General features: G+C 64.2%; 20 protein-coding genes. 18 read left to right on the plus strand and 2 right to left on the minus strand.

All coding sequences use genetic code 11. The features are described from left to right. The first annotated feature begins 15 nt into the window (after positions 1–15). Positions 16–1,236, plus strand: coding sequence for an FAD-dependent monooxygenase (locus B8784_RS06740; RefSeq protein ID WP_084396833.1), 1,221 nt, complete (start codon positions 16–18; stop codon positions 1,234–1,236). Here the strand turns inward: B8784_RS06740 and B8784_RS06745 are convergent. After that, the gene (locus B8784_RS06745; protein WP_084396834.1) at positions 1,217–2,215 is read right to left on the minus strand and encodes an NADPH:quinone oxidoreductase family protein; all 999 of its coding nucleotides are present in this window, start codon (positions 2,213–2,215) and stop codon (positions 1,217–1,219) included. The genes B8784_RS06740 and B8784_RS06745 overlap by 20 nt on opposite strands. A gap of 175 nt (positions 2,216–2,390) precedes the next feature. On the opposite strand from B8784_RS06745, the gene B8784_RS21230 reads away from it, so the two are divergent. Then, entirely contained in the window at positions 2,391–3,146 is a 756-nt protein-coding gene (locus tag B8784_RS21230) for a prepilin peptidase (protein WP_158085613.1), read from the plus strand. Here the strand turns inward: B8784_RS21230 and B8784_RS06760 are convergent. Beyond that, the gene (locus B8784_RS06760; RefSeq protein ID WP_233356004.1) at positions 3,143–4,819 is read right to left on the minus strand and encodes a BCCT family transporter; all 1,677 of its coding nucleotides are present in this window, start codon (positions 4,817–4,819) and stop codon (positions 3,143–3,145) included. The two genes, B8784_RS21230 and B8784_RS06760, sit on opposite strands and share 4 nt — an antisense overlap. Positions 4,820–5,135: 316 nt before the next feature. Here B8784_RS06760 and B8784_RS06765 point away from each other — a divergent pair, with 316 nt between their 5' ends. From B8784_RS06765 to B8784_RS06840, 16 genes are all read left to right on the plus strand, one after another. Continuing rightward, positions 5,136–7,610 carry a TonB-dependent receptor gene (locus tag B8784_RS06765; RefSeq protein ID WP_084396893.1) on the plus strand — a complete coding sequence of 825 codons (2,475 nt, stop codon included), beginning with the start codon at positions 5,136–5,138 and terminating at the stop codon, positions 7,608–7,610. Positions 7,611–7,705: 95 nt separating this feature from the next. Next, positions 7,706–9,700 (plus strand): tetratricopeptide repeat-containing sulfotransferase family protein, encoded by a 1,995-nt coding sequence (locus B8784_RS06770; protein WP_233356005.1) that lies wholly within the window; start codon positions 7,706–7,708, stop codon positions 9,698–9,700. 5 nt (positions 9,701–9,705) lie between these two features. After that, a complete protein-coding gene (locus tag B8784_RS06775; protein WP_084396837.1) occupies positions 9,706–10,197 on the plus strand; it encodes a MarR family winged helix-turn-helix transcriptional regulator in 492 nt (163 codons plus the stop codon). A gap of 270 nt (positions 10,198–10,467) precedes the next feature. Continuing rightward, entirely contained in the window at positions 10,468–10,920 is a 453-nt protein-coding gene (locus B8784_RS06780) for a (2Fe-2S)-binding protein (protein ID WP_084396838.1), read from the plus strand. A 13-nt stretch (positions 10,921–10,933) separates the two neighbouring features. Beyond that, the gene (locus B8784_RS06785; protein WP_084396839.1) at positions 10,934–13,135 is read left to right on the plus strand and encodes a xanthine dehydrogenase family protein molybdopterin-binding subunit; all 2,202 of its coding nucleotides are present in this window, start codon (positions 10,934–10,936) and stop codon (positions 13,133–13,135) included. Further along, positions 13,132–13,530 (plus strand): c-type cytochrome, encoded by a 399-nt coding sequence (locus B8784_RS06790; protein WP_084396840.1) that lies wholly within the window; start codon positions 13,132–13,134, stop codon positions 13,528–13,530. The genes B8784_RS06785 and B8784_RS06790 overlap by 4 nt, the downstream gene beginning before the upstream one ends. Next, entirely contained in the window at positions 13,527–14,810 is a 1,284-nt protein-coding gene (locus B8784_RS06795; RefSeq protein ID WP_084396841.1) for an NAD(P)/FAD-dependent oxidoreductase, read from the plus strand. The genes B8784_RS06790 and B8784_RS06795 overlap by 4 nt, the downstream gene beginning before the upstream one ends. A 5-nt stretch (positions 14,811–14,815) precedes the next feature. Beyond that, positions 14,816–15,256, plus strand: coding sequence for a sulfur oxidation c-type cytochrome SoxX (gene soxX, locus B8784_RS06800; RefSeq protein ID WP_233356006.1), 441 nt, complete (start codon positions 14,816–14,818; stop codon positions 15,254–15,256). 11 nt (positions 15,257–15,267) lie between these two features. After that, entirely contained in the window at positions 15,268–15,738 is a 471-nt protein-coding gene (locus B8784_RS06805) for a SoxY-related AACIE arm protein (RefSeq protein ID WP_084396843.1), read from the plus strand. Between the two features lie 9 nt (positions 15,739–15,747). Continuing rightward, complete coding sequence (gene soxZ / locus B8784_RS06810) at positions 15,748–16,065, plus strand: thiosulfate oxidation carrier complex protein SoxZ (RefSeq protein ID WP_084396844.1); 318 nt, start codon at positions 15,748–15,750, stop codon at positions 16,063–16,065. Then, a complete protein-coding gene (soxA, locus tag B8784_RS06815) occupies positions 16,062–16,856 on the plus strand; it encodes a sulfur oxidation c-type cytochrome SoxA (RefSeq protein ID WP_084396845.1) in 795 nt (264 codons plus the stop codon). The genes soxZ and soxA overlap by 4 nt, the downstream gene beginning before the upstream one ends. Beyond that, positions 16,853–17,209, plus strand: a complete 357-nt coding sequence (locus tag B8784_RS06820) for a winged helix-turn-helix domain-containing protein (protein WP_084396846.1) — start codon at positions 16,853–16,855, stop codon at positions 17,207–17,209. Before soxA ends, B8784_RS06820 begins: the two co-directional genes overlap by 4 nt. Positions 17,210–17,251: 42 nt before the next feature. Next, entirely contained in the window at positions 17,252–18,790 is a 1,539-nt protein-coding gene (locus B8784_RS06825; RefSeq protein ID WP_084396847.1) for an NTP transferase domain-containing protein, read from the plus strand. After that, positions 18,783–19,817: a GTP 3',8-cyclase MoaA gene (moaA, locus tag B8784_RS06830; RefSeq protein WP_084396848.1), complete on the plus strand. Its 1,035-nt coding sequence runs from the start codon at positions 18,783–18,785 to the stop codon at positions 19,815–19,817. The genes B8784_RS06825 and moaA overlap by 8 nt, the downstream gene beginning before the upstream one ends. Positions 19,818–19,821: 4 nt before the next feature. Then, positions 19,822–20,070, plus strand: a complete 249-nt coding sequence (gene moaD, locus B8784_RS06835) for a molybdopterin converting factor subunit 1 (protein ID WP_084396849.1) — start codon at positions 19,822–19,824, stop codon at positions 20,068–20,070. Position 20,071: 1 nt separating this feature from the next. Then, entirely contained in the window at positions 20,072–20,533 is a 462-nt protein-coding gene (locus tag B8784_RS06840) for a molybdenum cofactor biosynthesis protein MoaE (protein ID WP_084396850.1), read from the plus strand. Position 20,534 lies beyond the last annotated feature (1 nt).

Consider the following 20,534-nt stretch of genomic DNA (forward strand, 5'->3'; position numbering starts at 1 on the left):
CGCTAAGGCCAAAGCATGGCACGGGAAACGAGCAAGCATCAGAATAGCGGCATGGCGCTCGTCGCCGGCGGCGGCATTGGCGGACTGACAGCCGCCCTCTGCCTGTTGCAGCGCGGCTGGTCGGTCCACGTCCTGGAAGCCGCCGACGCGCTTGAAGAGGTCGGCGCCGGCCTTCAGCTCAGCCCCAATGCCATGCATGTACTCGATGCGCTGGGCCTCGGCGACGCGATTCGTGCCGCCGCCTTCGAGCCCGAAGCGCTGGAACTGCGGCTCGGGCGCTCCGGCCAGCGCGTCTTCTCGATTCCCGCCGGGCCTGCCGCGCGCAAGCGTTGGGGCGCTGACTATCTCCACATGCACCGGGCCGACCTGCTCAAGGTGCTGGCGAATGCGGTGCGCGCCAATCCGGCCGCCGGGATCAGCCTCGGCGCGCGCGTCACGGGCTACAAGAATACCGAGAGCGGCCCGCAAATCATGCTGGCCTCCGGCGAACCGCTGGCGGCCGATCTCGTTATCGGCGCCGATGGCATCCATTCCACCCTGCGCACACAGATGCTCGGGCCCGACAGCCCGCGCTTTACCGGCAATCTCGCCTGGCGCGTCGTCGTCCCGATGGAACGCCTGAAACACCCTCCGCCGCCAACCGCCTGCGTCTGGGCAGGGCGCGGGCGCCATGCCGTCACCTATCGCCTGCGCGGCGGGACGCTCGCCAACCTTGTCGGCGTGATCGAGCGCCAGGACTGGCAAGGCGAAAGCTGGACCGAGCAAGGCACGAAACAGCAGGCACTTGCCGACTTCGCGGGCTGGCCCCTGCCGGTGACCGAACTCATCAACCAGGCCGATGCGCATTACCGCTGGGCCCTGTTCGACCGCGCCCCGCTCGCCTGCTGGCACGACGGCGCCGTCGCCCTGCTCGGCGATGCCTGCCACCCGATGCTGCCTTTCATGGCGCAGGGGGCGGCCATGGGGATCGAGGATGCCTGGGTGATGGCCCGCGAGGTGACACAGGCCGAAACCGTCGAGGCCGGGCTTGCCCGCTATGAAGCGATCCGCAAGCCGCGCACCTCCCGCGTCCAGGCCGCCTCACGCGGCAATATGAAGACCTTCCACCGCAAGAGCCCGCTCGGGCAGCTCGCCACTTACGGACCGATGTGGCTGGGCGGCCAGTTCCTGCCCGGCGTCGTGCGCGCCCATCAGGACTGGATCTACGGCCACAACGTCACTGCGACGGATCGATGATCACGCGCCCGACGACGCGGCGCTCCTCCATCTCCATGAACGCCTTGCGCCAGTCGTCCAGAGAATAGACGCCGTGGACGTAGGGGTGCACCGCCCCGTCCGCGACCAGTTTCCAGACCGCTTCCATATTCTCCCGGCCCTTCTCGGGAAACCGCCGGCCATATTCGCCGGCCCGCACGCCCACCACGGAAAAGCCTTTGATCAGCGGCATGTTCACGCCGATCTCGGGAATGCGTCCCGACGCAAAGCCGATGACGAGCAGCCGCCCGTCGAAACCGATGCAGCGCACGCTCTCATCGAAGACGTCCCCGCCAACCGGATCGTAGATCACATCGGCCCCGCCACCGGTGATCTCCTTCACCTTCTCGCGGAAGCCATGCGTGACATTGATGAGGGCGTCGGGCGCGTACGCCTCACGGATGATCTCAAGCTTCTCGCCGGTGGAGGCTGTCGCGATGACCTTCGCGCCAAGATGCTTGCCGAGATCAACGGCTGCGAGGCCCACCCCGCCAGCCGCGCCATGCACGAGCAGCCATTCCCCCGGCTGGATATTGGCCCGCCGCACCAGCGCGACATAGGCGGTGAGATAGGCCGACCCGACCGAGGCAGCCTCGGCAAAGCCGAGACCCTGCGGGATCTTGCGCACCTGGCTGGCGGAATAGACGGCATATTCGGCAAAGGCCCCGCCGCGTCCCCCGGTCACGACCCGGTCGCCCACCGCGAAACCGGACACGTCCGGGCCGAGCGCCACAATCTCTCCGGCGACATCGCCGCCCGGCGTGAAGGGCAGGTCCGGCTTGTGCTGATAGCCGCCGCGCGTCATCAACAGGTCGGGAAAACCGAGACTGCCCGCCCGGACCTTCAGCAGGATCTCGCCCGCGCCCGGTGACGGCACCGGTATGTCGCGCACCGCGCAGCCCTCATAGTTTTCGGCAAGGCGTTCAAGGCGCAGGGCGCGCATGGTCTCTGGCAGGCTCATCGGATCACTCCCGAACGGGGACTTTACAAGCCTCCGGTCTAGGCGAGGGCCATCGCCGCTGTCCATGCTGACATTGCGTGAGGCAACGAGGAATGATCTTGGCTCTGGAAAAATCTCCGGGTCTGGGTCAGGACTGCCATGTTCGCGCCTGCCTGCGATGGAAAATCCCTGTCCGATGCCCCTGCCTGAAAGCCTGCTCATCCTTGCCAGCCCGTTCGCCGGCATGCTCGCTGGCTGGCTGGCGGCGAACTGGCGCCTGGAGGGTTTGCAGCGTCTCGGGCCGCCAGCCTGCGAAGCCTGCGGGCGAAAGCCCGGTTGGACAGCCTGGACTCCGTTTCTGGATGTCGCCCTGATGCGAGGCCGCTGCCCGGCCTGCCAGGCCCCGGCGGGGTGGCTCCAGACCGTTTGCGAGATGGCCGGCATATTGGTCTCACTGAGTGCGCTGGCGTTTGCACCAGCCGGCACACTTATCCTGTCCTGCCTGTTCGGCTGGACGCTTCTGGCCTTGGCGGCCATCGACTGGCGCACCTTCCTCCTGCCGAACGTCCTGACGTTTCTGGCCGTAGCGCTCGGCCTTCTCATGCTGTGCCTGACAAAGCCGATCAACTGGCCCGACCATTTGATCGGCGGGGCGGCAGGATATCTTCTCCTGCTGGCTGTCGAGCTTTTCTACCGTTACAGCCGCGGCCGTGACGGGCTGGGCCGGGGCGATGCCAAACTGCTCGGCGCGCTCGGGCTCTGGATAGGCTGGCAGGGCCTGCCGGACATTCTGCTGGTAAGCTCGCTCTGCGCCCTCATCGCCGCACTTCTCATGAGCTGGCGCTCAGGCGAGAGCCTGCGAGGCACGACCGCCCTGCCCTTCGGGCCATGGCTCGCGCTGGCCGGCTGGACCATCTGGCTCACCGGGCCGCTAATGGCGCTTCTTTCCTAGGCGCCCGAGCCGGATTGCTCTGCCTCAGAGCTGCTCTCTGCCTCGGCTTCCTCCACGGCTTTCATGAAGCGCAATTCGTCACGCATGCCGAGGAAGAGGCTGATACAGCAGGCCAGCAGGATCGAGGTAAATGGCAGGGCCGCCGTAATGGTGCCGGCCTGCAGGGAGTCCAGCGTATCGCGGCCACCGCCATAGAGCAGCATGGACGCCGTCACGCCCAGCATACAGGCCCAGAAGACCCGCTGAGGCACCGGCGCATCCGTCTTGCCGCCGGAGGTGATGCTGTCGACCACCAGCGCGCCGGAGTCTGCGGACGTCACGATGAAGACGACGAGCAGGAAGATCGCCGCCGTCGAGGTCAGCCAGGCCAGCGGCAGGCTGTGCAGCATTTCGAACAGGGTCAGCGAGGCCGTCGACATACCCTCGGCCAGATCGCCCACGCCACCTTCATATTGCTGGATCGAGGTCTCGCCGAAAGTGGTGAACCAGATCACGCTGATCGCGACCGGCGCCAGCACAACCACGGTCATATACTCCCGCACGGTCCGCCCGCGCGAAATCCGGGCAATGAACATGCCGACGAAAGGCGACCAGGAAATCCACCAAGCCCAGTAGAAGATCGTCCAGTCATGGAACCAGGCCGTATCTTCCCGGCCGAACCCGTTCGACAGGGCCGGCGCGTCCTTGATGTACTCTAGGAGGTTCGTGCCGAATCCGCTGATGATGGTGAGCGTCGGGCCCAGAATGAAGACGAAGATCATCAGGATCAGCGCGATGAACATGTTGAGGTTGGAGAGGAGCTTCACCCCGCCATCCATGCCGCGCAGAACCGAGATCACAGCCAGGCCTGTAATGCTGAGCACCAGCGCGATCTGCATGCCGAGCGTAATCGGCATGTCGAGAAGATAGCCGATACCGCTACTCGCCTGCGTCGCGCCGATACCGATCGTGGTGGCCAGACCGAAAACCGTGGAAATGACGGCCAGCGTGTCGATGAAATGACCCCAGAACCCCCAGACCCGTTCACCGAGAATCGGGTAGAAGGCGGCGCGAATGGTGAGCGGCAACCCCTTGTTGTAAGCGAAGAAACCGAGCGCCAGGCCGACGACCGCATAGATAACCCAGGGCGAGACACCCCAGTGAAAGAGCGTTGCACTGAACGCCAGCTTGCGCGCTTCCGGCGTGCCGGGCTCGACATTGAAGGGTGTACCGGCCCAGTCGGAATAATAGGCCAGCGGCTCTGCCGCGCCATAGAACATGAAGCCGATCCCCACCCCGGCGGCAAACAGCATGGCCAGCCAGGAGTGGATGGCGAATTCCGGCCGGGCATCAACCCCGCCAAGCCGGATCCGGCCGAGTGGCGAGAAGGCCAGGAACAGGCAGAAAAAGGCCAAGATGACCGGTGTCATCGCGAACAGCCAGTCGAAGGTCTGCAGCACCCATCCCTTGGCGGCTTCCAGGCCACCGGCCGTCGCATCGCGGAAAACCAGCGACGCAATGGCAAACAGGATGACCAGACCGGCGCTCAGGAAAAAGACGGGTTTGTGGATGTCGAGGCCGAGAACTTCGACATTGTCCTGGCCGACCTCGTAATCAGTGTCATAGGCGGACTCAAATTCGATATCACTCATGGAATCCCCGGAATCGTCCGGGCCTTCATTTTGTTCATTCATCTAAATAGTCCTCTGAGCGGTATCGAACACATTTGACGTGTCATTCCAATCAGCAAAATATTCTCCGAGATATGTGACAAAGATGTCACATGCATATAAGTGTATGATTTTTAACTGCTTTAACATAAATCAAAGTGACTGCTAACAAGGCAGCCGCAGGCGCATATGCGTCCAAACCTTTTACAAATCGAACTATCCCAATAGTTGGCCGATCAGAACCGAGCGCGCAGCGTCCTTCTGCTTTCATGCGCTTGTTCTGGTCCACCTCGCCTGCGGGTAACGCAGGCCATGTACAAATGAAAAAATGGGGAAAACCATGAAACGACTTAAGAGTGGAGCTTCTCTGCTCGCCCTTGGCGCACTCGCCTTTGCTGCACCCGTGGCCGCCCAGGCCCAGGATCAGCAGCCCGCTCCCGAGAAGAGCAAGCGGCTCAAGGCGGTCACCGTCACGGCGACCAAGGTCGAAGAAACTGCCCAAGACATTCCCGTAGCCGTTCAGGCCGTCGACGGAGAGACCCTCGACGATCTCAATGTCGGCAATTTCGACGACTATCTCAAACAGCTGCCGAGCGTCTCGTCCGGCGGCCGCGGCCCGGGGCAGAACACCGTTTACATCCGCGGCATGGCTGTCCAGCCGATCACCGTGCTGCTTTCCGGCGCCCAGGGCACCGTCCCGAACGTCGCGATGTATCTCGACGAGCAGCCGATCACGGCGCCCGGCCGTAACCTCGATGTCTATGCGACCGATCTGGAGCGCATCGAGGTCCTGCCTGGGCCGCAAGGCACGCTCTTCGGTGCATCGTCCCAGGCCGGTACCATCCGCCTGATCACCAACAAGCCCGTGCTTGATGAGTTCCAGGCCGGTATGGACGCCGAATATTCGATCACCAAGGATGGCGAGCCGTCCACCGGACTTGAAGGTTACGTCAACATCCCGGTGATCGAGGACAAGCTCGCCTTCCGGGCCGCGCTCTACTCGGTCAATCTGGGCGGCTATATCGACAACAAGCCGGGCACGTTCACGCTCGATCCGTCGATCAACCCGGACTCCAATGCGACGCCGGATGCGGTCAGCTATGAAACGGCGAACAACAACCGCCTCGTCGAAGAAGACTTCAACGACAGTTCGTATGAAGGCATCCGGCTCGGCGCGACCTACGCCATCAACAATGACTGGACGGCCACCGCCCAGTATTCGCGTCAGAAGCTCGAAGCCGACGGCGTCTTCGACTATGACCCGGAAGTTGGTGACCTCGCCGTCAACCGCTTCTTCGAGGACAGCCTCGACGACGAGTTCGAGCAGGGCAACCTGACCATCGAAGGCCGGATTGCCATGCTGGACGTGGTCTATACCGGCTCCTTCCTGGACCGCAGCATCGACCAGTCGGTCGACTATACCGGGTACAACAATTCCGGTGCCTTCATCGACTATTACACGTGTACCTACGCCTCGGGGAATGCGGCACAGGCCGCCTTCGTGACACCGGGCGGGCGTGAGTGTCTGGACCCGGTCAAAGGGGCGATCATCGACCAGACGCAGACGCGCAACACCCACGAGTTCCGCTTCTCGACACCGCAGGACTATCGCTTCCGTGTCACGGCTGGCGTGTTCTACGACGATTTCGAACTCGAGACGGTCGACGATTTCTACTATTTCGCCAACTTCGACGGCACGGAACTCGGCTTCGCCCCGAACGCGCCGATGGCGGATGCAGTCCAGATCGATCCGCGTACACGCCCGTCGAGTGTTGCTTTCTTCAACGACATCCGCCGGACAGAGGAACAGGTCGCCTTCTTTGGCGAAGCCACCTACGACCTCATCCCGGACACGCTGAGCGCGACCGTCGGTCTGCGCGTCTACGACATCGAAAGCGATTTCGAAGGCTCGTCCAACTTTGCGAACGGCATCTTTGCGACGCCGGACGTCGCACTGGACGATCTCGATTCGGGCCGCGACTATGACGTCTCCGGCGGTCACACCGACGAGCCGCTGACCACGGACGGCGAAGTGTTCCGGGCCAACCTGTCCTGGACGCCGGACGCAGACAAGCTGTTCTACGCGACCTATTCGGAAGGCTTCCGTCCGGGTGGCTGGAACCGTGGTGGCGGCCTGCCGTCCAACAATCCGGCTTTCCCGACCGTTTCGGCGACCTATGACACCGACGACGTGAAGAACTATGAGCTCGGCTGGAAGACCCTGCTGCTGGACGGCAATCTGCAGTTCAACGGCAATGTCTACTTCGTCGAGTGGACCGACATGCAGGTCTCGCGTTTCGACCCGGAAAACGTGTCGATCCTGACCTTCATCGAGAACGCCGCCGACTCCGAGATCTTCGGTGTTGAAGGCGATGTCGCCTGGGCAGCTACCGACAACCTGACGCTGTTCGGTGCCTTCTCCTACAACGACACCGAGCTGAAGTCGGTCGATGCGCAGATTGCGGAACTGGCCCCGGTCGGCTCGCAGCTTCCGCTGGTGCCGGAACTGCAGCTCACGGGCCGTGCCCGGTATGAGTGGATGGTCGGCGAATATGACGTCTACGCTCAGGGCGGCTTCCAGTATGCCGGCAAGAGCTACTCCTCACTGATCCAGGAGATCCGCGAAGAGCAGGATTCCTACATCACCGCCGATGCCGCCGTCGGCTTTGGCAAGGAGCAGTGGAGAGCAGAGCTGTTCGTCGAGAACCTGACGGATGAACGCACCGAGCTGTTCATCAACGAGCAGGACGACATCCGCCGCATCACGACGAGCCGTCCTCGCACGATCGGCCTGCGTCTTTCCTATGACTACTAGGAAATACACAATCTGACATGACGCACCGTGGGCGGCCCCTTATAGTCGGGGGCCGCCCACCTTTTTTCAGGATTATCAGGTCCTCGGAGACAGTTTTGACCGAGACGTCACCCCAGACCGACTTGCTCGCCCATGCGCGCACAGCACTTCAGGCGGGTGATTTTGCCCGCGCCGCAGAGGCCGCCACGGCCGCGGTTGCCGCAAGCCCCGACGATGCGGATGCGCTTTACATACAGGCCGTATCCCTGCGCTATCTGGGCCAGCATGACCGCGCGCTTCAAGCGCTTGCCTCGCTGCGCCGCGCCCGTCCGGGCTATGGCCGCGCCTGGCAGGAAGAAGCCCATTGCCTTCGCGACATGAACCGCACAGGTGAGGCCCGCGCCGCCTATGCCGAAGCGGTGCGCCTCAACCCGGCCCTGACAGCGAGCTGGCACGAACTGGCGAGGCTTCACGAGGCGCTCGGCGATATGCCGGCCGCCCGCCTTGCCCAGGAGCAGGCCAACCGCCTGGCCGCCTTGCCGCGTGAACTCGCCGCCGCCGCCTCCATGATCCACGAAGACCGGATCGCGCGCGCCGAGACAATCGTCCGCGCCTGGCAACAGAAACACCCCAAGGATGTCGAAGGCATGCGCCTGCTCGCCGAAATCGGCGCGCGGCTGAACGTTGTCGACGACGCGGAATTCCTGCTTTCAACGGCTGTCGCCCTCGACCCCGACCATGCCTTGGCGCGCCTCGATTATATCGGCATCCTGCACAAGCGTCAGAAGTACGCCGAGGCGCTGGAGCAGGCGAAAATCCTTCGCGAGAAATTCCCGGGTCATCCAGTCTACGACAACGCCTATGCCGGCGAAGCTCTCGCCGTCGGAGACTTCGACGAAGCGCTGCGCGTCTATGACCAGATCCTCGAAACCATGCCCGACAGCGCACAGATCCAGCTCGTGCGCGGCCATGCCCTGAAGACCATCGGCAAGCGTGAAGAGGCTGAAGCCGCCTATCGCGCCGCCTGCCGGTCGAAACCCGATTTCGGCGATGCCTACTGGTCGCTCGCCAACCTCAAGACCTACAGCTTCTCCGAAGACGAGATCGAGCAGATGCAAGCCGCCGAGGCCGATCCGCGAACCGCCCTGCCCGACCGCTACCATCTCTGTTTCGCGCTGGGTAAGGCTTTCGAGGATCGCGGCGACGCAGATGCCGCCTTCCAGTATTATGCTCGCGGCAATGAATTGAAGCGGGACGAACTCGGCTATTCGCCCGAGCGGATGGAGCAGGAGATGGAGCGCCAGAAGGCCGTCTGCACGCCGGCGCTCTTCTCTGCCCAGGGCGGGCAAGGCCACGAAGCCCCCGACCCGATCTTCATCGTCGGCCTGCCGCGTGCCGGGTCGACGCTGATCGAGCAGATTCTCGCCTCTCACAGCATGGTCGATGGCACATTGGAACTTCCGAACATCCTGGCGCTCGTTCACCGGCTGAATGGCCGCCGACGCGCCGAGGGCGAGCCGCGCTATCCCGCCATCCTCGAGACACTTCCTGCCGATCAGCTGGAAGCGTTTGGCCGTCAATATATCGATGAGACCCGCATCTACCGGGAGGGCGCCCCCTTCTTCACCGACAAGATGCCGAACAATTTCCGGCATATCGGGCTTATCCAGCTGATCCTGCCGAATGCAAAGATCATCGACGCCCGGCGCGAGCCGATGGCCTGCTGCTTCTCAGGTTTCAAGCAACTCTTCGCCGAAGGTCAGGAATTCAGCTACAGCCTTGAGGATATCGGCCACTATTATCGCGACTATGTCGATCTGATGGACCACTGGGACCGCGTTCTGCCCGGCAAGATCCTGCGCGTGCAGCATGAGGACGTCGTCGCCGACCTGGAAGGCCAGGTCCACCGCATTCTCGACTATTGCGGCCTGCCCTTCGAACAGGCCTGCATCGACTTCCACAAGACCAAACGGGCCGTGCGCACAGCCAGCTCCGAACAGGTCCGCCAGCCCATCAACACCGCGGGGCTCGACCAGTGGCGGCGTTTCGAGCTGCACCTTGCCCCTCTCAAACAGGCCCTCGGCCCCGACCTCGCGCCCCAACTCGAATAGGTTTCATGGACCAGAAGACGACCGATGCCCTGATTGCGCTCCGGCGGATACAACGCCGGACCGAACTCTATGCCCGTTCGCTGGCCCAGGCGACGGGCCTGAGCGTTTCCCAGCTCAAGGTCCTTCAGCTCCTCTCCGGGCCGGGCGCGGCCACCGCAGGCGAACTGGTCCAGATGACCGCTCTCAGCAATGCGTCCATCACCTCGCTGATCGGCAAGCTCGAAGCGCGCAAGCTAGTGGCGCGCACGCGGGATCCCGAAGACGGACGCCGGGTCGTCATCGCCCTTCAGCCGAAAGGCTATGAAATGTTGCGCAATTCTCCCAATCCCTTGCAGGACCATTTCGAACTTCTGTTCACGGCCCTGCCGGAGTGGGAGCAATCGATGATCGTCTCGGCCCTGGAACGCGTCGCCCAGATCGTGGATGCCCGCTCGGAAATCACTGATTCCGAACCGATTCTCGATGTCGGCCTGTTCGACGAACCGGTCGCGCCCTGAGCCCGAGGTGTTATGCCGCACGACAGCCCGGACGGCCCGGTGGCAAGCGATCACAATCCGGTCATTACAGCCCGCGCAGGCACTTTTTTGCAAGCGCCCTACTGGTCCGGACCGGCCGGTCTATATAGACTGTAATAAACAGGAGCGACCATCCAGCCAGCCGCCGCCCGAGAGGGACCAGCACCGGACTGACAGGATGCCTGAACAAAACCGACTGCGTCCTTGCAGGGCGGGTAAACTTGGCGAGCTGCGAATGAGGAGGGGTTGGCTATGGACCTCAAGGTAAACGGAAAAACGGTTTCGGTGGAGGCGGATGAATCGACCCCGCTTCTCTGGGTGCTTCGTGAGCATCTGGGCCTGACCGGCGCGAAATACGGCTGCGGGATTGCCCAGTGCGGCACCTGCACCATTCACATCGACGGCCAGGCGGTGCGCTCATGCACCTATCCGATCGGCGCGCTGTCGGGCGAGGAAGACATCACGACAATCGAAGGCCTGTCGGAAGATGGCAGCCACCCGGTCCAGCAGGCCTGGGTCGAGCTGGACATCCCCCAGTGCGGCTATTGCCAGCCGGGCATGATCATGGCCGTCGCCGGCATGCTCAACAACACGCCGGACCCGAGCGATGAGGACATCGACGCGCAGGTCACGAATATCTGCCGCTGCGGGACGTTCACGCGGGTGCGCGAAGGCATCCATCTCGCGAAAACGAAAAAGGCCTGAGGGGGCTCCAGTCATGGCTGATACGATCAATCTTTCCCGCCGCGGCTTTATTGTCGGTACCGGGGCAACAGGCCTCACCATCGGCATTCTCGCCGCCTGCTCGCCGGGCAGCGAAGAGGCCGGCACCGACACCGCCGCAAACACCGAACCGAACCCGGAAGTGAATGCCTGGGTCCATATCGCGGCCGACGACACCGTCACCATCCGCATTGCGCGCTCGGAGATGGGCCAAGGCACGCTCACAGGCCTCGCCCAGCTTGTCGCCGAAGAGCTGCAATGCGACTGGGACAAGGTCATTACGGAATATCCGACGCCGGGCGAGAACCTCGCCCGCGACCGCGTCTGGCGCAGCTTCTCGACCGGGGGCTCCCAAGGCATCCGCGGCAGCCACGATTATGTCCGTGAAGGCGGTGCCGCCGCCCGCATGATGCTGATCCAGGCCGCCGCCAACCGCTGGGACGTGCCGGTGGATGAATGCTCGGCCGAGAAGAGCGTCATCACACACGGCCCCTCCGGCAAGACCTTCACCTATGGCGAAGTCGCCGACGAGGCCGCAGAGGTCGAGGCGCCCACCGATGTCCCGCTTAAGGATCCATCCGAGTGGACCATTATCGGCAAGCCCGTGAAGCGCCTCGATACCGCCGACAAGGTTACCGGCAAGCAGATCTACGGCGCCGACTTCAAGCTCGACGGCATGGTGAACGCCGCGGTCAAGCAGGCCCCGATGCGCAGCGGCACGCTGAAATCCTTCGATGCCGATGCCGTCTCCGGCATGCCCGGCGTGAAGCAGGTCCTGAAGGTGGACGACAGCACTGTCGCTGTCGTCGCGGACATGTGGTGGCAAGCCAAGAAGGCCATCGACGCCCTGCCCGTGGAATGGGAACCGGGTCCGGATTCCGGCTTTTCCACCGCCGCCTTCGAGGCCGATCTCGACGAGGGCCTGACGGCTGAAGACGCCTTCATCGGCAATGAAGCCGGCGATGTCGATGCCGCCTTTGAAAACGCCGCCCAGGTGATCGAGGCGCAGTACAATTCCCCTCACCAGAACCATGCCTGCATGGAGCCGATGAACGCCACGGCCGTCTGGACCGAGGAGAAGTGCGAAGTCTGGTGCCCGACGCAAAACGGCGAGTCCGCGCTTGCGGCGGCGGCCGAAGCCGCCGGCCTGCCGATCGAGCAATGCGATGTCTACAAGCTTCTGCTCGGCGGCGGTTTCGGCCGGCGCGGCATGAGCGACTATGTCACCCAGGTGGTGAACATCGCCAAACAGATGCCGGGCACGCCGGTCAAGGTGCTCTGGACGCGTGAAGAAGACATGCAGCATGGCTTCTACCACCCGATCACCAAGGCCCGCTGTCAGGGCGCGCTCGATGCCGACGGCAACCTGACAGGCCTCAAGATCCGGATTTCCGGCCAGTCGATTTTCGCCGGGCTGATGCCGCAGGCGCTCGATAACGGCAAGGACTTCCTGGTCTTCCAGGGCCTTCTGCCGACCGGCGTGAACGAGCGCTATGAAGACCAGTCGCTGAAATACACCTTCCCGGCGCTGAAGATCGATCACGCGATGCGCAACCCGCCTGTTCGTCCCGGTTTCTGGCGCGGCGTGAACGCCAACCAGAATGCGATCTATCTCGAATGCTTCATGGATGAGCTGGCGCTGGCGGCCGGCAAGGATCCGCTTGAGTTCCGGCTCGCCTATCTGAAGGACAGCCCGAAGCTCGCCGCTGTCCTGCAGGCCGTGGCCGACAAGGCCGGCTGGGGCTCCGGGGGTGGCAAGGCCCGCGGGCTGTGTGCCTATTATTCCTTCGGCAGCTATACCGCCGCCTGTGCGGAAGTGACAGTGAGCGAGGACAACCAGCTCAAGATCGACCGCATCGTCGCGGCGACCGATCCGGGCTACGGGGTCAACCCGCAGCAGATCGACGCCCAGGTGTCCGGCTCCTTCGTCTATGGCCTCTCGGCCATGCTGCACGAGGAAATCACCTTCGAGAACGGCGAGACCGTTCAGAAGAATTTCGACACCTACAATTCTATGCGCATTGCAGAGATGCCGGAAGTCGAGACCATTCTGATGCCCTCCGGCGGCTTCTGGGGCGGGGTTGGCGAGCCAACCATCGCCGTGACTGCCCCGGCCGTTCTGAACGCGATCCATGCGGCCACCGGCAAGCGTATCCGCCAGCTGCCGCTGAAGGACCAGAGCCTGAGGGACGCGTGAGACAGAGGCGCACCGCCGCCTTTCTGACAAGCCTCGTCGCAGGCGGCCTGTTTCTGGCCGCCTGCGACGCCGGCCCCGAGGCCGCTGCGCCAGAGTCCGGGCCACCTGACTCCGGGGCCGACGCGCCGGCCTCGACCAAAGCGGAAGACGCCGAGGGCCACCCCACCCTGCAGCGGCCGGCGGCCCTCGCCTTGTCCTGTTCCGGCTGCCATGCCACGGCGGGCGAGGCGATTCCGAGCCTTGAGAGCCAGACACAAGCGACGCTTGAAGAAAAGCTCACCGCCTACAGGACGGAGACAGACGGCACGACCGTCATGCACCGGCTGATGCGCGGCTATAGCGAAGCCGATATCGCCGCCATCAGCGCCTATATTGCCGGTGAGGCCGACCAATGACGCATGCCTTCCTGCCCCATCGCCGCAGCGTGCTGACCGGCCTGGCCGGGACAGCGGCCATGGCCGCCTTCGCACCGCAAGCCTTCAGCCAGACATCGGCGCGCCTTGTCGTCGTCGGCGGCGGCTTCGGCGGTGCCACGGCGGCCCGCTTTCTCAAGACCTATCTGCCGAACGCCTCGGTCACGCTGATCGAACCGAACGCGGCCTATCACGCCTGCCCGTTCAGCAATCTCGTCATTGCCGGCCTGCGCGACATCGAGGCCCAGCGCTTCGGCTATGACAGCTTGCGCGCGGCAGGAATCGAGGTGGTCGCCCAGCGCGCCATCGACGTCGATCCGGCCAGGCGCACCGTCTCGCTCGAAGGCGGCGGGGAAGCGGTCTATGACAAGCTCGTCCTCTCACCCGGCATCGACATCCGCTGGGGCGCACTCGAAGGCTACGACGAAGCCGCTGCCGAGGTCATGCCGCATGCCTGGAAGGCCGGGCCGCAGACCACGCTTCTGCGCCAGCAGCTGGAGGCGATGGAAGATGGAGGACTGGTCGTCATGTCGGCCCCGGCCGCGCCTTTCCGGTGTCCGCCCGGCCCGTATGAGCGGGCCAGCCTGATCGCACACTATCTCAAGACGCAGAAGCCGAATGCGAAACTGCTCATCCTGGATGCCAAGGATGTCTTCTCCAAGAAGCCGCTTTTCCTTGAAGCCTGGGCCGAACACTATCCCGAGCATCTCGAATGGCGCGGCGCGGCCGATTTCGGGCGGGTCGTCTCGGTCGATCCGGCTAGCATGACGCTCTCGACCGATTTCGAGGATATCCAGGCCGATGTCGCCAATGTCATCCCACCGCAAAAGGCCGGCGAGATTGCCGAGCGCGCCGGGGTCGCCGACGAGACGGGCTGGTGCCCGATCAATGGGCTCGACTTCTCCTCGCCGCTTCAGAAGGATATCCACGTCATCGGGGACGCGACCATCGCCGCGCCGATGCCGAAATCGGCCTTCTCGGCCAACCTTCAGGGCAAGCTCTGCGCCATGCAGATCGCCCGCATCCTGTCCGGCCTCGAACCGCAGGCGACCGTGCTGGCCAATACCTGCTACTCCTATGTCACGCCGGACGCGGCGGTCTCGATCACCGGCGTCTACGGCAATGAAGGCGGCACACCCACCAGCAAGGAAGGCGCGGGCGGGCTCTCGCCGGAAGGCGCGCCAGGCGATGTGCGTCAGGCCGAGGCCGCGCAGGCCGAAGCCTGGTTCCAGACAATCACCGCCGAGGTCTTCGGCGGATGAGGCCCATGGCCGCCCTATGCCTCCTCGCCGCCATGACGGCCTGCAACGGGCACAGTGATGAGCGCCTCGCCAGACCTGCCGAGATTGACGGCGACGCCATCACCGCTTCGCTGACCGGAGAGCCGGGCGATCCGCTCCGGGGCCGGGAGGTCTTTGCCAGCCGCGACCAGGGCCACTGCGTCCTCTGCCACGCGATTGACGGGCTGGAGGCCGAATTCCAGGGCAATGTCGGCCCCGCGCTCACCGGGGTCGGCACCCGCCTCACGCCCGGCCAGATCCGCCTGCGCATCGCTGACGCGCAAATGATTTGGCCGCAGACGCTTATGCCCTCATATTACCGGGTGTCGGGCCTCAATCAGGTCGCCGCCGAATATCAAGGCGAACCGGCCCTCACCGCCCGGCAGATCGAAGACCTCGTGGCCTATCTTTCGCGTTTGGAAAACTGAAGCTTGCTCCCATGACCCGTCCGCCCCATGCCTTTCCCCTGACCCGCCGCAGCATCCTGCTGACGGGCACCGCCGGTCTCGTCTCGGCCGCCCTGCCCTTTGGCGCCAGCGCGACGCCGGAAGATGCGGACGCCGCGATCCGCGCCCTCTTCGGCGACCGGCTCATCAATGACGGCAAGGTCACCGTCAAACTGCCGCCGATTGCCGAGAACGGCAATTCGGTTGCAATCGGCGTTTCGGTCGACAGCCCGATGAGCGAAGACGATTACGTCAAGCAGATCGCGCTCTTCTCGCCGCGCAACCCGATTGCCGATGTCGCCCGTTTCCATCTCGGGCCCCGCGCTGGCAAGGCCGAGGTCTCGACCCGTATCCGCATGGCCGGCACCCAGACCGTGCGCGCGATTGCCGAAATGAATGATGGCAGCCTCTGGAAAGGCACAGCCAGCACCGTCGTCACCCTCGCCGCCTGCGTGATCGGATAGGAGCACCCCATGACCATCCGCATTGCCGCCCCCGACACCGCAAAAAAAGGCGAGGTCATCGAGATCAAGGCGCTGATCCAGCATCCGATGGAGACCGGCTATCGCAGCGACTCCAAGGGCAAGGAAATTCCGCGCGACATCATCACCGAATTCGAATGCAGCTATGATGGCGAGACTGTCTTCGCGGCCAACTTCTTCCCCGCCATCGCGGCCAACCCGTTCCTCACCTTCTACACAAAGGCGACCACGAGCGGCACGCTCGAATTTACCTGGACCGACCAGGACGGAGAGAGCTGGTCGGAGACGCATGACCTCACCGTGGAATGATGCGGGCCTGCCTTCTCGCCTTCCTGACGGTCACGGCCTGTACTGAAGCCAGCGCACCGGACACCACGCCCGAGCGCACGAGGCTTGCGCCCGGCGAGATCCGCTCCGGCTACACCTTCCTGCAGCCGCAGACGCAGGCCCTGCAGGATGACGATTTCGCCAATCCCGGCTTCCTCTGGGTCGACAGGGGCGACGCGCTTTTCCACGAGGCCGCCGCCAACGGAAAATCCTGCGCGAGTTGCCACGGCGAAGAGGGTGAGGAACTGGCGAGCGCCGCTGCCCACTACCCCGCCATCGACGAAGACAGCGGCGAACTGGTGAATATCGAAGGCCGGATCAATCTCTGCCGCGCGCGCCATCAGGAGCGTGAACCGCTCGACTATGAAAGTGACGACCTCCTGGGCCTCACCGCCTATGTCGCCTATCTCGCTCGCGGCGTGCCAATGTCGGTCGACATCTCCGGCGCCGCACAGAGCTGGTATGAGAAAGGCGAAGACTACTTTTACACGCGGCGCGGCCAGTTCAATCTCGCCTGCAGCCAGTGTCACAATGAAAGCTGGGGCAAGAAGCTGCGCGGCGACACGATCAGCCAGGGCCATGGCAACGCCTTTCCAGGCTACCGGCTGGAATGGCAGAGTTTCGGTTCACTGCAGCGCCGCCTGCGCGATTGCGATAGCGGGGTGCGCGCCGAGCCGCTTGATTATGGCTCCGACACCTATAAGGCCGTCGAGCTCTACCTCGCCAAGCGCGCCGAAGGCCTGGCCATGGAATCACCGGGAGTGAGACGATGACAGAGAGACAGGGCCCCGGCCTCAGCATCCGCATCAATCTGGCCAATGGCGGGCGGTTCGGCCCCGGCAAGGCCGCCCTGCTGCGGGCGATCGCCGAGCATGGCTCGATCCGGCAGGCTGCCCAGTCGCTCGCCATGTCCTATCCCCGCGCCCTGAAGCTCATCGACGAGATGAATAGCGACTTCACTGCGCCGCTGCTGGAATCCAGCCATGGCGGCGCCACTGGCGGCGGCTCGTCCCTCACGCAGACGGGCCGGGATCTTCTCGAGGCTTATGACACGCTTTGTGCAGAGGCCGGCAAGGCTGCCAGCCCTGCGCTCAAGACCTTCCGGACCCAAGAAAAATCAGCCTGAGCGCTGGCTTCGCTATCAATGAGCGTTTAGAACGGGAGACCAATGGAACAGACCGTCTCCTATCTCGAACATGCCGAAGATGTCCTGGACCGCTGGCTCGCCTGGCGTGAGCGCGGCGGCGTGGCCCTCATCATCGTCACGACCATAGAAGGCGGCGCCGTGCGCGCCCCGGGCGCGATGATGGCTGTGGCCGAAGATGGCGAGACGGCCGGCTATATCTCCGGCGGCTGCATCGACGCCGATGTCGTGCTACAGGCCCAAGCAGCGATCAAGGCCGGCAAGGCCCGCGCCCTGCGCTATGGCGCGGGCTCCCCCTTCACCGACCTGCCCCTGCCCTGCGGCGGGGCGATCGAAGTCACCGTGTTGCCGGACGCCAATCCCGAGACGCTGCGCGCCTGCCATGACCGGCTGGTCGCGCGCGAGACGGTCAGGCTGAGTATCACGCCGGAAGGCACGGTTTCGCTCGACCCGGCCGCCTCCGCCGACAGTTCCAGCTTCCACTATACGCCCAAGCTGCGCCTGCGCATTGCCGGACGCGGAGCCGACTGCCTGGCGCTCGCCCGCGCGGCCGAGGCGACCGGCATCGAGACGACGCTCTGGCTGCCGGATGGCGACGATGCCGACCAGGCCACCCGTATGGGGCTGGCCGAGCCCGTCCGCCTCAAGACCCCGAACGACCTGCCGCCCGCAGAGGACGATGCCTGGACGGCCTTCGTTCTCGCTTTCCATGACAGGGACTGGGAGACCGGCCTGCTCACCCAGGCGCTCGCCGGGCCTGCTTTCTATATCGGCGCGATCGGCAGCCGGCGCACACATGCCCGCCGTTGCGAAACACTGCGCGAGGCCGGCCAGACCGCCCATCAGATTGCGCGCATTCGCGGCCCCGTTGGCCTGATCCCCTCCATGCGCGACGCCTCCCTGCTGGCAGTCTCCATCCTCGCCGAAGTGATCGAGGCGCACCAGCAGAAGCGCCGCACTCCCTTCGCCAGGACAGCCCTCATCCTGCTCGCCGCCGGTCAGTCGCAGCGCTTCGCGGCAGGCGACAAGCTGCTTGCATCGCTCACGGACCAGCCCATTATTGATCGCGCATCAGGGGCCCTCGCCGATGAGACCGTCGGCGCCCGCATCGCCGTCATCGGTCCGGACCAGGACGAACGCGCCGCCGCTCTCACAAAGGCTGGCTGGCAGATCGTTCTCAACCCGCACGCCGCCGAGGGTCAGTCGACCTCGCTCAAGGCCGGGCTGGACGCGGCCGGACAGGCAGAGGCCGATATCGACGCCGCCATGATCCTCCTGGCGGACATGCCCTGCGTACCGGATGCGCATCTCCATGCGCTGCGCGATGCGATGACACCGGACAAACTCGCCGTCATGTCGGCGACCGGCGACACGCGCCTGCCACCGGCCATCTTCTCACGCGCCGTCTTCGACAGGCTTGGCGCCCTCACCGGCGACACCGGCGCCAAGCGCGTTTTCGAGACGCTCGACAACACGGCCACGGTCGCCCTCTCGCCGGACCAGGCCGTGGACATAGATACCACTGACGACCTCCAACAACTGGAAGGCCTTACGCATGCCTGATGGGTTCTCCCCCTCAACGACCACCCAGCCCCTCATCGACCGCTTCGGCCGCCAGGTCAGCTATCTGCGCCTTTCGGTGACAGACCGTTGCGACCTGCGTTGCAGCTACTGCATGGCCGAGCACATGACCTTCCTGCCCAAGAAGGATCTGCTTAGCCTGGAGGAACTTGAAACCGTCGCAGCCGCCTTCATCCGGCGCGGCGTACGCAAGATCCGCATCACTGGCGGCGAGCCACTGGTGCGCAAGGATATCGGCGAACTCTTCGACCGGCTGGGCGCCTATATGGATCACGGCCTTGAAGAACTGACCCTGACCACCAACGCCACCCTGCTCTCGGCCCATGCCGAGCGGCTCTACAAGGCTGGCGTGCGGCGCGTGAATGTCTCTCTCGACACGCTCGACCCGGCCATGTTCCGCGAAATCACGCGGCGCGGCGACCTTCAGAAATCCCTTGATGGCATCGCCGCGGCGAAGGCGGCCGGCCTCAAGGTCAAGATCAATACGGTTGGTCTGAAACATCAGAATGCGGACGAAATTCCCGAGATGATAGAATGGGCGCATGCTGAAGGATTTGACATGACGCTGATCGAGGTGATGCCGCTTGGCCTCACCGGCGAGGATCGTGTCGATCAATACATACCGCTCTTCGAGATCCGCGACCGGCTGGAAAAGCGCTGGACGCTGAAAGACGAGAAGACCGGCGACGCCCAGGCCGGGCCATCGCGCTATGTGCGCGTCGAAGAGACAGGCGGACGGCTCGGCTTCATCACGCCGCTGACCAACAATTTCTGCGCCGGCTGCAACCGGGTGCGCGTCACCTGTACCGGCCGCATCTATATGTGCCTCGGCCAGGACGACCATGTCGACCTGCGCGCCGCGCTCCGCGAAAGCGAGGATCCGCAAGCCGCCCTCGACGGGGCGCTCGACCGGGCACTTTTTGCCAAGCCCGAGCGCCATGAATTCGCGATCCGCGAACGCGGCGATGCCCCGGCCCTGCCGCGCCACATGTCGGTCACAGGGGGCTAAAGCCATGGCGGATATCCTCTATTTCGGACGTCTCGGCGATGTTACGGGCATCCCCTCGGAACACATCGCCCTGCCTTCCAATATCAGCAATACGCTGCAACTGCGCACCTGGCTCGACGGCGAGAAATCGCTTGGCGGCGCGCTGCTGGAAAAGACCGTGCGGCTCGCCGTGAACAGCGAAATCGTGGCCGACCCGCACCCCGTTAAGGATGGCGACGAGATCGCCTTCATGCCCCCGGTCGGAGGCGGCTGAGATGATCACGCTGAGCGCGCAGCCTTTCGATGCGGGCGACGAGCTGAAAGCCTTCGAGGCACGCGCCAGCGGCGCCGGCGCCATCGTCAGCTTTACCGGGCTGGTGCGTGACCGCGCCAGCGACGAGAACGTCCGCATACTGCATTTGCAGGCTTACTCACCGATGACCGAGCGCGGCATCGAACAGGCCGCCGCCCGCGCCGAAGCCCGCTGGCCGCTCACCGCGATCCGCATCCTGCACCGTATCGGCGATATGGGCCCGGGCGAGCCGATCGTCTTTGTCGCCACCGCGTCGGCCCATCGCCGCGACGCCTTCGAAGCCGCCGACTTCCTGATGGATTATCTCAAGACCGAGGCCGTCTTCTGGAAGAAGGAAGTGACCGACACCGGCGAGCGCTGGATCGAGCCGCGCGCCGAAGACTATCAGGACAGTGCCCGCTGGGCGCTTACAGGAGAAGACTGAC

Source organism: Henriciella aquimarina (assembly GCF_002088975.1).
In the GTDB taxonomy this organism is placed as follows: Bacteria; Pseudomonadota; Alphaproteobacteria; order Caulobacterales; family Hyphomonadaceae; genus Henriciella; species Henriciella aquimarina.